General features: G+C 68.9%; 12 protein-coding genes. 6 read left to right on the plus strand and 6 right to left on the minus strand.

What is annotated here, in order from left to right:
* Positions 1-340: 340 nt before the first annotated feature.
* The 4 genes from HALNA_RS04690 (at position 341) to HALNA_RS04705 (ending at position 3,692) form a co-directional block, all read left to right on the plus strand.
* A complete protein-coding gene (locus HALNA_RS04690; RefSeq protein WP_049935231.1) occupies positions 341-619 on the plus strand; it encodes an ArsR/SmtB family transcription factor in 279 nt (92 codons plus the stop codon).
* Between the two features lie 40 nt (positions 620-659).
* Positions 660-941, plus strand: coding sequence for a hypothetical protein (locus HALNA_RS04695; protein ID WP_049937962.1), 282 nt, complete (start codon positions 660-662; stop codon positions 939-941).
* A 173-nt stretch (positions 942-1,114) separates the two neighbouring features.
* Positions 1,115-2,641 (plus strand): amidase, encoded by a 1,527-nt coding sequence (locus HALNA_RS04700; RefSeq protein WP_049935232.1) that lies wholly within the window; start codon positions 1,115-1,117, stop codon positions 2,639-2,641.
* Between the two features lie 94 nt (positions 2,642-2,735).
* Entirely contained in the window at positions 2,736-3,692 is a 957-nt protein-coding gene (locus tag HALNA_RS04705; RefSeq protein ID WP_049935233.1) for a dienelactone hydrolase family protein, read from the plus strand.
* Here HALNA_RS04705 and HALNA_RS04710 read toward each other — a convergent pair.
* From HALNA_RS04710 to HALNA_RS04720, 3 genes are all read right to left on the minus strand, one after another.
* Positions 3,689-4,327, minus strand: a complete 639-nt coding sequence (locus tag HALNA_RS04710) for an alpha/beta hydrolase (protein WP_394324592.1) — start codon at positions 4,325-4,327, stop codon at positions 3,689-3,691. The two genes, HALNA_RS04705 and HALNA_RS04710, sit on opposite strands and share 4 nt — an antisense overlap.
* Before the next feature lie 103 nt (positions 4,328-4,430).
* Positions 4,431-6,734 carry a PAS domain S-box protein gene (locus HALNA_RS04715; RefSeq protein ID WP_049935234.1) on the minus strand — a complete coding sequence of 768 codons (2,304 nt, stop codon included), beginning with the start codon at positions 6,732-6,734 and terminating at the stop codon, positions 4,431-4,433.
* Positions 6,735-6,794: 60 nt separating this feature from the next.
* Positions 6,795-8,462: a potassium channel family protein gene (locus HALNA_RS04720; protein WP_049935235.1), complete on the minus strand. Its 1,668-nt coding sequence runs from the start codon at positions 8,460-8,462 to the stop codon at positions 6,795-6,797.
* Between the two features lie 112 nt (positions 8,463-8,574).
* Here HALNA_RS04720 and HALNA_RS04725 point away from each other — a divergent pair, with 112 nt between their 5' ends.
* Positions 8,575-9,069, plus strand: coding sequence for a hypothetical protein (locus HALNA_RS04725; protein WP_049935236.1), 495 nt, complete (start codon positions 8,575-8,577; stop codon positions 9,067-9,069).
* On the opposite strand, the gene HALNA_RS04730 is transcribed toward HALNA_RS04725, so the two are convergent.
* On the minus strand, positions 9,066-10,121 hold the full coding sequence (locus HALNA_RS04730) for an isocitrate/isopropylmalate dehydrogenase family protein (protein ID WP_049935237.1): 1,056 nt from the start codon (positions 10,119-10,121) through the stop codon (positions 9,066-9,068). The two genes, HALNA_RS04725 and HALNA_RS04730, sit on opposite strands and share 4 nt — an antisense overlap.
* 74 nt (positions 10,122-10,195) lie before the next feature.
* Positions 10,196-11,335 (minus strand): MBL fold metallo-hydrolase, encoded by a 1,140-nt coding sequence (locus HALNA_RS04735; RefSeq protein ID WP_049935238.1) that lies wholly within the window; start codon positions 11,333-11,335, stop codon positions 10,196-10,198.
* Positions 11,336-11,428: 93 nt separating this feature from the next.
* Here HALNA_RS04735 and HALNA_RS04740 point away from each other — a divergent pair, with 93 nt between their 5' ends.
* Entirely contained in the window at positions 11,429-12,064 is a 636-nt protein-coding gene (locus HALNA_RS04740) for a hypothetical protein (protein ID WP_049935239.1), read from the plus strand.
* On the opposite strand, the gene HALNA_RS04745 is transcribed toward HALNA_RS04740, so the two are convergent.
* Positions 12,061-12,564 (minus strand): MOSC domain-containing protein, encoded by a 504-nt coding sequence (locus HALNA_RS04745; RefSeq protein WP_049935240.1) that lies wholly within the window; start codon positions 12,562-12,564, stop codon positions 12,061-12,063. The two genes, HALNA_RS04740 and HALNA_RS04745, sit on opposite strands and share 4 nt — an antisense overlap.
* Positions 12,565-12,567: the final 3 nt, after the last annotated feature.

Below are 12,567 nucleotides of genomic sequence, written 5' to 3' on the forward strand. Positions count from 1 at the left end.
TACGGTTTGGTTGCGGTGTGACGGACAGTTAACTACTTTCGCAACTCGGACTAGAATCTCTCGTCACTCCGTTGTAAGTCGACTCGACGACTCGATACATTCCGTCGCAGTCGCCCGATCACACCACACTCCTTTCAGCATCCATACCGGTTGAATTTGCAGTTAACGGTACACAATGATTAAACGGTTCATGGCCGAATAGGTCGGTGTGAGCCAAGACGCCCGGTCGATCGAGGCCGCCCCGCGGCGCAGTCGGTCGCGACATCGTCGCGATCCCCCCTCGTCGGGCGTCGATGGAGACCGGTGCGTTATTTGTGGCTGCCACGGAATCCTCGGAGGTATGGAGGTGGTGCTCTGGCAGGTCCTCGCGGCGACCCGTGGGGGGCCGAACCGCGCCCGTATCCTCCGCGAACTCGACGAACGCCCCCGCAACGCCAACCGCCTCGCCGACGACCTCGACTTGGCGTACAACACCGTCCGTCACCACCTCGATGTCCTCGAAGAACACGACATCGTCACGAGTGGCGACGAGAACTACGGCACCGTCTACCTGCCGAGCGAGCGAACTCGGAACCACTGGGAGACCGTCGAAGACATCTTCACCAAACTCCAAGGATGATTCGTGAACCCACCGACCCGCCGACCGCCGAGGGGTGCCGATGAGCCTGATGGTCGACGCGGCCCGCGTCGCCGCCAGTATCAACATCGTCCTGTTGCTCGGCCTGCTGAGCATCTGGATCCGTAACTACCGGGAGGTTCCGGGATCGGTCCTGCGTGGGCTCATCCTCTTTGCCGTCTTGCTCCTGGCGGAGAACGCCGTCGCCCTCGCGTTCTACCTCAACGCGCCGGCGATGCCACCCCTCGCCGTCGAGGTCATGATGATGCTTCAGGTGCTGGAGACGGTGGGTATCGCCGTCCTGTTCTACACGAACTGGCAGTGACGGCCGAGGGGGCAGCGCCGGCCCCGCCCGTCCGCGTTCGCCGCCCGGTGGGTTGACGAACCGGTATTTCGAGGTCAAAACATTGGCCGATAGTTTGCACGTAGCCGATACGAGTGCTTGTTTTTCCGCTACAAGTGGCCTTTTGTGTGTTATACGTCCTATATTTGGCCGATATGTCGAACGTCCCACCGAACGTGCGGGCACCGACGCCGGACGAGATCCGCGAGAAGGCGGCGAAACACCACATGACCCTCTCCGACGAGGAGGTGGCCGACTTCTCGGCGGTGATCGCGGAGACGATGGCGGGGTACGAACGCCTGGACGAACTGCCGGAACCGACGCCCGAGCGGGCGTACTCCGACCGGGACCCGGGCTACCGACCGACGTCGGCGGAGGACCCGTTGAACGCGTTCGTTCGGCGGTGCGAGGTGCAGGGAGCGGACGCCGGCCCGTTGTCCGGGTACGAGGTCGGCCTCAAGGACAACGTCGCCCTCGCCGGCGTCGAGATGACCTGTGGCTCGAAACTCTTCGAGGGGTACGTTCCGGAGACCGACGCGACGATCGTCACGCGACTGCTCGACGCCGGCGCGACGATCACCGGGAAGACGAATATGGAGGATATGGCCTTCTCGGGAAGCGGCGAACTGTCCGCGACGGGGCCCGTCCACAACCCGTACGACCCCGAGTACATCGCCGGCGGCTCGTCGAGCGGGTCCGTCGCCGCCGTCGTCGACGGCGACGTCGACGTCGCCATCGGCGGCGACCAGGGTGGTTCGATCCGCATTCCGGCCGCCTGGAGCGGCGGCGTCGGTCACAAGCCCACGCACAGCCTCGTTCCGTACACCGGGATCGCTGGCCTCGGCCGGTCGTTCGACCACGTCGGCCCGATGGCGACGAGCGTCGCCGACTGCGCCCGCGTGCTCGACGTGATCGCCGGGGCCGACGGTCTCGATCCGCGACAGGGAGCGGTGCCGACCGAACCGTATCTCGACGCTCTCGACGAATCGCCGGAGGTGACCGTCGGCGTCCTCGAAGAGGGGTTCGAGCACGATGCCAGCGAAGCGGCAGTCGACTCGACTGTCCGGGACGCACTCGACGCCTTCGCCGAGGCCGGTGCCGAAGTGACGACAGTCTCGGTACCGATGCATCTCGACGGTATGCCGATCTGGAACGGTATCGCCACCGAGGCGACCGCGGCAACGGTCGACGCCGACGGCATCGGCCACTACGGCAACGGCCGGTACGACACGCAGTTCATGGACGCGTTCGGCCGTGCACGCCGCGCTGCCGCCGACGACTACCTCACGACGCTGAAACTGACGCTCGTGCTCGGACAGTATCTCGCCGACGAATACCGGGGTCACTACTACGCGAAGGCACAGAACCTGAGCCGGGAACTCGCCGACAGATACGACGAGGTGCTGTCGGAGGTCGACGTACTGGCGATGCCGACGACGCCCCAGACCGCACACGAACACCGCACCGATCTCGATCGGGTGGCCGTGATCGAGCGCGCTCTCTGTATGCTGGCGAATACGGCGCCGTTCGACGTGACCGGCCATCCCGCGCTCTCGGTTCCGGCGGGCACGGCCGACGGACTGCCGGTCGGCCTCATGCTCGTCGGCGAGCGATTCGACGACGCGACGGTGTTGCGCGCGGGCCACGCGTTCGAGCAGCATCACGACTGGGAGGCGTTCTGACGGCGCCGGCCGGGTCGCCACGTCGACGCGCCGTCCGCGCCACGACGCGTCACAGCGAAACGGTTTTCTCCGCCCATTTCCTTCCGAACACGAAATGTCACTCACGCGACTCGGTCCCGTCCTCGTCGCCGCGCTGGTGCTCCTGAGCGGTTGCTCGGGGGTCCTCGGCGGCGACACCGCGACGCCGACGGCGGCGCCGACAGAGACGCCGACGCCCGCACCGACGGGGACGGGGACTCCGACCGCCGAAGCCTCGTACACACAGACCGAGCACATGGGCTGTCAGCCCGGCGCCATCGAGAAGAACGGCACCTGCGAACCCGTCACGACCGGCGGCAACGCCGACATCTTCGGCGCCGAGAACCTCGCGCCCATCACGGCCGAGCGGACGACGATCAACGGCACGCCGGGCTATCTCGCTCGCCCGGCCGCCGAGGGCGAGTACCCATCGGTCGTCATGATCCACGAGTGGTGGGGGCTCAACGGCAACATCGAGCACATGGCGGAGATCCTCGCCGGGCACGGCTACGTCGTCTTCGCGGTCGACCTCTACGACGGCGAGGTGGCGGCGAACTCCTCGGAGGCCGCGCGCCTCTCCGGACAGGTCCGCGAGAACCCCGACGTGGCCGTCTCGAAGATGAGCCGCGCCGTCTCGGGGCTTCGTGACCGCGCCGACACCACGGACCGGGTCGCGAGCCTCGGCTGGTGTTTCGGCGGCGGTCAGAGCCTCCAGTTGAGTCTCAGTGACGCCGACCTGAACGCGACGGTCATCTACTACGGGACGCTCACGACCAACGCGTCGACGCTCCAGCGTATCGACGCACCCGTCCTCGGCGTCTTCGGCTCCGAGGACCAGGTCGTCGGCATCGAGAACGTCCGCGAGTTCAACCGGACGCTCGGCGAACTCGGCGTCGAACGCGAAATCCACGTCTACGAAGGCGCGGGCCACGCCTTCGCCAACCCGAGCGGCGAGAGTTTCCGCCCGGACGCCACGCGTGACGCGTGGTCGAAAACGCTGCGCTTCCTCGACGAGAACCTGAAAGAAGACTAGTCGAGCAGGTTGGCAACCATCGCCGACACGCGCTCCCGTTCGTCCTCGTTGATGGTGTGTCCCATTCCCGGGTAGAGCCGTGTCGTCACGTCGGCGTTCAGCCGCTCGAACACCGTGGCGGACACCTGCACGCGCCCCTCGGGGATGTGTGGATCGATGTCGCTACAGCCGAAAAAGACCGGCGTGTGGTCGAGGTCACCGTCGTAGTCGTCGGGATCGATCGTCTCGCCGATCAGGCCACCCGAGAGGACCACCAGTCCGCCGTACCGACGGGGGTCGCGGGCGACGAACTCGCTTCCGAGACACGCCCCCTGCGAGAAGCCCAGGAGCATGACGCGGTCGGTCGGAATCCCTGCGTCGGTCGCCCGCTCGATGGCGTCCGCGATGGCCTGTAGCCCCGACGTGCGGCCCGGTTCGTTCGCCTCGACCGGCGCGGTGAACGGGCTGGGATACCACGTGTTGTTGCTCGCCTGCGGTGCCAGATAGGCGACGCCGGGATGGTGAAACGACTCCGCCATCCGGACGATGCTCCGCGCCGTCGCGCCGCGGCCGTGAACGAGGACGACGGCCGCCTCGGCCTCGTCGAGGGGCGTCCCCGCCGTCACGAGCGGCTGCCCCTGGTGTGGTCCGTTCACGTGGTGCCTCTCGGTGTCGATAGATGAATCGTCCACGCTCGACCCGAGGGGCGCGACGAATATATATTTTTCATGACACGAGTGTCGCCTGGTTGCACCGGTGTTACCGCTCGTCCGATCGGTCGACGACGGGGAGTTCCACGACGAACACCGACCCCTCGGGCTCGTTGTCCTCGATCCGAACGTCGCCGCCGTAGCGGTCGACCAGCGTCTCGACGAGATAGAGCCCGAGGCCGGTCCCCTCGCTGTCGAGGCCTTTCTCGCCGTCCTCGAAGATGGCGTCTTTGCGGTCGTCGGGGATGCCGGGGCCGTTGTCGGCGATCCGAACGGCTACGGTGTCGTCGGCGACGGCCGCCGAGACGGTCACCTCCCGGACCGGGCCGTCGTTGTGGACGACGGCGTTCGTGAGGAGGTTCTTGAACACCGAACCCAGCATGTCGTCGGCGGGGACCGACACGTCGGGAATCGTCCCCTCGGTCGTCAGGATTGCGTCCGTGTACGCGGCGTCGACTTCGTCGATCCGGTTGGTGACGGCGTGTCTGAGCCCGACCGGCTTCGTCTCCGCCGTGGCGCTGAGCATCACCTTGGCAACCTCGCCGGCCGTCTTGGTGGTCTCGACGGCGTCGCGGCCACTCGACACCACGCGTTCGACGTAGTCACGCCCCTCACCGTCGACGAACTCGCGGAGGATCGTGGCGTAACCGACGACGACCTGCAGGTCGTTGCGGATGTCGTGGCGCACCACCTGATTGAGGATTTCGAGGTTGTCGCGCTGTCCTTCCAGCCGCCGTTCGTACTGTTTGCGTTCGGTGATATCGCGCACGACACAGATGTAGCCGCCGTCGGAGATCGGGGTGAGCGAGAGGTCCTGCGGGAAGGCACTCCCGTCGGCACAGCGGCCCCGCGCCTCCCCCCGCCACTCCTCTCCTCTCTCGATAGCCGGCACGACTTCGGACTCGAACCGGGCGCGCTCGTCGTCGCCGTAGAGCATCCGCCACGTGTTGCCGACGAACGCGTCCGGGTCGTCGTAGCCGTAGATGTCCGCGTGTGCCTGGTTGGCGTAGACGAACTCGCCGTCCTCGTCGAGGATGCCGATGCCGTCGATGGACGCCTCCATCGCCTCGACCTGGTCGAGCACTTTCCGCGCCCGCTTGCGCTCCGTCAGATCGACGTAGAGTGCGTTCGTCCCCACGATGTCGCCCGCCGCGTTCCGCCGCGGCGTCGCCTGCAACAGCGTCTCCAGTCGGTCGCCCTCCAGTGTGCGGAGCGCCCGCTCGGTCGTGACGAACTCGCCGGCCAGTGCCCGCCGGTAGCCATCCCCGTCGAGGAGTTCCCGCGCCGCTTCCTCGGTGTAGACGTCCGTCAGCGGTCGCTCGCGAAGGTCCTCGCGGGACGCGCCCAGCTTGGCCGCGAACTGTCGGTTGCAGTCCTCGATGACCGGGCCGTCGTCCGTATCGCGCGTCAGCGCGACCATCACCGGTGCCTCCTCGAACAGTTGTCGATACTGCGACTCGTACAGTTCCTGTATCCGGACGCGGTGGTGCGCGTGCCCGATGGTCTGACCGAGGTCGGCCAGCAACTCCCGTTCCGGTGCGTCGAACACCCCCGTTCGGTCGGCGTAGACGTTCAACACGCCGTAGAGCGTGTCGTCGTGAACGAGCGGTATCGCGGCGCTGGAGCGATACGACCGTTCGAGGGCCTCCGCCCGCCACGGCTCGTACGCCGGCGCGTCCGGGATGTCCTGGACCACCTCGACGGCGTGGCTGTCGATCGACCGGCCCGTCGGTCCTCGACTCACCCGACTGCCGTCGGCCGCCACGTCGATCGTTTCGAGATAGCCCGCTTCGAACCCGGCGGACGCCCGAGGTGTCACCTGTCCGTCGGTCTCGTCGTACTCGCCGATCCAGGCGAAGGCGTAGGGCTCGGTGTCGACGATGGCCTCACACACCACGTCGTCGATTTCGCCGGCCGTCCGCGCCCGGACGAGCGCCGACTGGATCGTCCTGACGAGGTGGACGACCCGTTCGGCCGGACGGGTCGGCTCCGCGGCGATGGCGTTCGTGACGGCCTCGACCAGCCGATCCCCGTTCTCGCCCGACCGCGGCACGTAATCGGTAGCGCCGGCGCCGATCGCCTCGCTCGCGAGCGCCTCCGACCCGTCCGCCGGATGGAAGACGACGGGCAGGCGCGGGTGGGTCGCCCGCACGCGCCCCAGGAGGTCGAGTCCGTCCCCGTCGGCCAGTGGCGGCGACGCGACGACGCAGTCGACCGACGCCGTCGCTAGCCGATCGAGCGCGCCCGCTACCGTCGCCGTCGTGTGGACCTCGAAGTCGGCCGTCTCGAGGTGGGTCGGCGGCGTTTCGTCCCCACCGCCGTCGACGTACAGTACGTGCCGCCGCCTCGACATGCCTCCCTTTCGAGGCTTTCGTGACTTAAATCATCTCCCCCGACTGCGCGGTCGCCCCGCTCAGACTCCGAACGTCCGCTCGAACTCGGTGGTGGCTTCGTCGGTGCCGGCGATGATCACCTCGTCGCCCGCCTCGAAGGTGAACCCCTCGGGATCGAAGTCGGTGATCGTCTCGTCGTCCCTGACGGCGGCGACGACGGTACAGCCGGTTTCGGTCCGCACCCCCTCGTTGACGATGGTGCTTCCGACCAGCGACCCCGCCGGGAGGCGGACGACGTTGATCTGCTTGTCGTACGCGAGCACCTCCTCGTCCTCGAAGACGGTGGAGGCGAGCATCCGACCGCTGACCGTCGCCAGCGACTGCACGTAGTCGCCGCCGGCGCGGTACAGCTTCTGGACGTCGACCTCCTCGTTCGCCCGGACGACGATGTAGAGGTCCGGGTTCACCTCGCGGGCGATGAGCGTCACGAAGATGGCCGTCGTGTCGTCGGCGACGGTGACGATCAGCGCCGACGCGTCCGCGATGCCCGCGGCGGCGAGCGTCTCGGGGTCGCGGGCGTCCCCGACCACGTCGGCGTCGGCATCCGCCTCGGCGTCGAGGACGGTCACCTCGGCGCGCGAGTCGGCGAGAGCGTCGGCCGCCGCGCGCCCGGAGTCGCCGAACCCCGCGATGACGATTCGCTGTGGGCCGAACTGACGGACGGTCGAGGCCGTCGCCTCCTGTAACGCCTCGACCTGAGCCGACTCGCCGGCGACGAGGAGGCGCGTCCGCGCCGCTAGCCGTTCGCCCATCCCGATCGGCGTCTGGAAGTCCCCGTCGAACCACGCCCCGATCACGTTCACGCCGAACCGCTCGCGCAGGTGCGCCTCGCCGAACGTCGTCCCGTGAAGGGCGCTGTTTTCGGCCACGGTGAGTTCGACGAGTTCGAAGTCGTTGCCGTTCGGCAGGGGGATCGCCGACCCGTCCGCACCCCCGACGCAGGACACCACGTCCGTCGTCACCGTCGTCGGGACCTGGCGCGCCAGACTCGATCCCAGGAGCTGTCGGGGCGAGAGCACCTCGTCAGCCCCCGCGGCCCGGTGGTAGCGGGCGAGCGACGCGTCCTCGACCAGCGTGATCACGCGTACGTCCGGCCGGGCGTCCCGCGCCGAGAGCACGATGCTCGCGTTCGTGTCGTCGGCGGCGTCGGCGACGACGGCCCGCGCCGACTCGATGCCCGCCGCCCGGAGCGTGTCCGTCGACTCGGGGTCGCCGTGGACGACGCGATAGCCGTCCTCGTGGAGGCGTCCCGCCCGCTCCTCGTCCGCCTCGACGAGGACGTACGCCCGCCCCCGGGCGTCGAGTTCCGTGACGAACGCCTCCGTCCGCGGGGTGTGCTCGCAGATGATGACGTGATTTCGCAGGTCGTCGGCCGACTCCGGCGCACTCGGCGTGAGCGCGTCGCGGAGCCACGGCACCGCGAACACGTCGACGGCGGTGAGGATGAGGCCGATGCCGGTGAGTTGCATCGTGATCGCCAGCAGGTTCATCTGGGGCGTCCGCCACGGCGCGTCCTGGCCGTAGCCGGTGGTGGTGAAACTCTGGATCACGATTTCGAGCGACCGATACAGGGGCTGTGGCCGGCCCTCCCAGACCGCCATGCCGACGTTGTAGACGAGCGTGAACAGCAGGGTCGTCGCCACGACCAGCGCGAGATAGTAGACGGTCCGGCGGGTGCGCAACGCCATACGCGGGCTTCGCTCCCTCGACATTTATATTCGGCCGGCTTCGTTGCCGGGGCGACCCTGCCATCACCCTTGGCTCACGGGACTTTTTCACTGCCGCCGCCCATTCGCCGTCATGCTCCGCCGGCTTCGCGAAAACGGCCCCGTCGTCCTCGTCCCCCTCGCCTGGTCGTTCGTCGCCGCCGCCCACTTCGGGTTCGTCGCCCGCCGGACGCTCCTCGTCGCCCACGTCGTGATGGCGACGCTTCTCCTCGCCTTTGCCGTCCTCTCGTGGACCGACATGCGCGCCGGCGCACTGCTCGTCTGGCGGCGGATCATCGTCGCCGGATTCGCCTTCACCGTCGCCGGCGCCGTCGGCCTCGTGTTGTCGTCGACGCCGTTGCTGTGGGTCGCCGCCGTCGGGTGGATGCTTCTCCCCGCCGCGGGGCTGTGGGACACCGGCCGGCGCGGCGCACGCCCCGCCCGCGCCTACTACGCCGGCGGCGCAGTCTCGGCACTCGGCGCCGTCGCCTACGTCGTCGGCCCGAACGGATCGATGGCGACGCTCGCCGGCCTCGCCCTCGTCGGCGTCGGCCAGACGGCGGGCATCGTCGCCGCCGTCATCTATTAGACGAGGCGGTCGCGCAGGTCGTCGGTCACGGCTACCGTCGCCGCCGCCCCGCCGATATCGGCCGTTCGGGGCGCGCCGGCGTCGGCCAACTGTGCCGCGACGCCGTCCCACAGCGCCTCGGCGGCGGCGTCTTCGCCGAGGTGTTCGAACATGAGCGACCCCGAGAGTACGGTCGCGAGGGGGTTGGCGACGCCCTCGCCCATGATATCGAAGGCGCTGCCGTGGACGGGTTCGAACATCGACGGGTAGGTGCCGTCCGGGTCGATGTTCGTCGAGGGAGCGAGGCCGAGACTCCCCATGATGCCGCCGCCGATGTCGGTGAGAATGTCCCCGAAGAGGTTCGACGCCACCAGCACGTCGAACTCGTCCGGCCGGCGAACCATGTCCATGCTCGCGGCGTCGACGAGGAGGCGTTCCACCTCCACGTCGGGGTACTCCTCGCTCACTTCCGCGACCATGTCGTCCCAGAACACCATGCCGTGGGCCTGCGCGTTCGACTTGGTGACGTTCGTCAGGTGGCCCGAGCGCTCGGTCGCCGCCTCGAACGCCGGGCGCAGGAGCTTCTCGGTCCCCTCGCGGGTGAACACCGACGCCTGGACTGCCAGTTCGTTGTCGAAGCCCTGGTGTTCGCGCCCGCCCACGTCGGCGTACTCGCCTTCCGTGTTCTGCCGATAGACCACGAAGTCGATATCGCCGCCCTCGTACCCTCGCAGGGGGCTTTCGACCCCCTCGAAGAGGTACGCGGGGCGCTTACAGACGTGTTGCTGGAACCCTTTGGTGATCGGGAGTCGGAGGCCGCGCAGGGTGACGTGGTCCGGCACCTCGGGGTGGCCAACGGCGCCGAGGAGGATGGCGTCGAACCCCTCCAGCCGGTCCAGGCCGTCGTCGGGCATGAGCGCCCCCTCGTCGAGGTAGCGCTGGCTCCCCCAGTCGAACCACGTCGTCCCCACGTCGACGCCGTAGGCGTCGGCCACGTCGACCAGCAGAGGTTCGACCGCCTCCACCACTTCGTTCCCGATCCCGTCGCCCGGAATCACCGCAACGTCGTACATGGGCGTGGGTGTCGGGGACCGATCATAAAGGGTGCGGCCCACAGAAGGGTCGAAAGACGCCTCGGCGGATCGGTTCACCCACCCGCCGCGCAGTTGTTCGGCCCCAACTCCAGTTCGAACGCCGCGTCGTCGTCGACGGCCTCTCGCCCGCAGTTGATGGCGACGATACGGTCGGCGTTGGCCGGTTCGGCGCCCACGCGGGTCACGCGGTCGACGAACGCCGTGTCGTCCATCCCGAAGACCGGCAGTCGCTCTCGGAGGTCACCGAGGCGGGCCACCTCGGGACCCGTCTCGACGCCCGCGTCGGTGTGTCCCGGCGCGATCAGGGTGTCGTCGGGGAACTCGCGCAGTCCCTCGGTCAGCGTCGCGTACAGCGTCCGCGCCTGCGCGGCGGGGTCGGCGTCTTCTTGCAGATCGGGACGGGCAACGCCGTCGAGAAAGAGGCTGTCGCCCGTGAGGAGCGTCCCGTTCACTTGAATGCCCGTCATCTCCGTCGTGTGACCGGGGAGTGCAACGGCCGAGAGCGTCGCCGTTCCGACCGCGAGTCCGTCGCCGTCGGCTATCGTCTCGAAGTCGTCCCCGTCGGCCACGCCGCGGTCGGTCACCGCCGCCGCCGGAAGGATCGGCGTCGCGCCCGACTCCGCGAGCGCCCGCACGCCGCTCACGTGGTCGGCGTGGACGTGCGTATCGATCGCGTCGGTGAGCGTCGCGCCGGACTCGGCGGCGTCCTCGCGGTAGCGGTCGGCGAACGCCCGTAACGGGTCGATCACCGCCATCTCCCCGTCGGACACGACGGCGTAGCCGAGACAGCCGCTCGCGGGGCGGCGGTACTGGAAGACGGTGGCGCCGTCGACCGTCCCGATCTCGACCCGGTCGTACAGCCGCGCCCACGCCTCCATCCCGCCGGCGAGGTTCCGGGCGTCGACCCCGGCGTCGACGAGTTGAGCGGCCACCTCGGCGCTCGCTTCGCCGCGGGGGCAGACGACGATCACGGGTTCCGCCACGTCGTCGGGCAGGAGGTCGGCCACGTCGCCGGTGACGCCCGCCGCGACGAACTTCACGTAGGGAACGTGGACGGTGGACGGCGCCTCGATCCGCCAGCGCTCCACCTCGGTCCGGTCGCGCACGTCGAGGAGTGTCAGCGGGTCACCGTCGGCGAGGCGGCGCCGGAGGGCGGCCGGAGTGACGCTCCCGGTGTCGGTGTCGGTCGCCATACGATCGCTACGCTCGCGTCGGCGTTAAGGGTAGGGTCGCACAGGGACGGCTACGGCCGGCAGTATAACGACCGCCCCGATCCAAGACGACGTATGGACGGCGACACGCTCGTCGAGACGGTTCGGAATCGAACGGCGACGGAACTCGACCGCCTCGGCTCGGAGAAGGCGCTCGTGGCGACGACCGAGGCGCGACTCGACCGCGAGCGGGTGCTGGCGGCGACGCTCGCCGCCGAACGCCGCGCCGCGGCGACGTTCGTGGCGTGGGCCGACGACGAGGACGACGCCGACGCCCGTGCGGCGTTCGAGCGGGTGGCGGCCCTGGAACGCGACCACGCCGACCGCGTGGCGGCGCTACTGGACGACCCCGACGCCGTCGACGCCGACCCGGACGCCCTGCACGCCCACCTCCGTGATCTGGAGGGGACGCCGGAACGCGTCGCCGCGGGACTGGTCGCCCGTCCCCTAGTGAGTTCGCGTTCGCTCCTTCAGGTGATCAACTTCTTCGTCAACGAGGCCGAGGAGTCGGCCGCGGACACGATCCGCGGGTTCCGATCGGAGACGGACGCCCTCGTCGACGACGGGGCGGCCCTCCTCGACGACTGCTGTGCGGACGGGGACGACTGGGACCGCGCCGTCGACGCCGCGGTCGAGGCGATTACCGTCGCGTACGACGAGTACGCCGATCGGCTCCGCGGGATGGGCGTCGATCCGGCGCCGGTCTGTTAATCCTCCGATCGCAGCCGCGCCACGATTTCGTCGGTCCGGTCGGTCGACCCCAGATCCACCACTTCGTCGCCCACCGCCACGTCGCCAGGGGTGGTCACGGCCGCACAGATGCCGCCCCGACCGTCGCCGAGGGCGCGGGCGACCCCCTGCTGCTCGGCGAGTTCCTCGACGTGGGCACACGGCGGGCGCGGGCGGGTGCCGTTCAACGTCGCCTCGCCGACTCGGAAGCGGTGATCGAGCAAGTCGTGGAGGTCGACGCCCTCGGTGACGAGGTTGCGGCGGTGCTGGCCGGCCGCGAGCGAGAGGCCGAGTTCGTCGTCGATGTGCGCGATATCCTCGCTCGCGATCAGCGTCACTTCGCAGACGTCGAAGGGCGTGTAGTGCCCCCGTCCCTCGCAGTACCGGTCGCCGCGGAGGCCGCCCTCGACGGCCCGGACGCGGTCGACCGACCGCATCGGCTCCGATCCGGCGTCCGCGACGAAGATGTCAGTCACTCCCATGGG

This window comes from Haloplanus natans DSM 17983 (genome assembly GCF_000427685.1).
GTDB lineage: Archaea > Halobacteriota > Halobacteria > Halobacteriales > Haloferacaceae > Haloplanus > Haloplanus natans.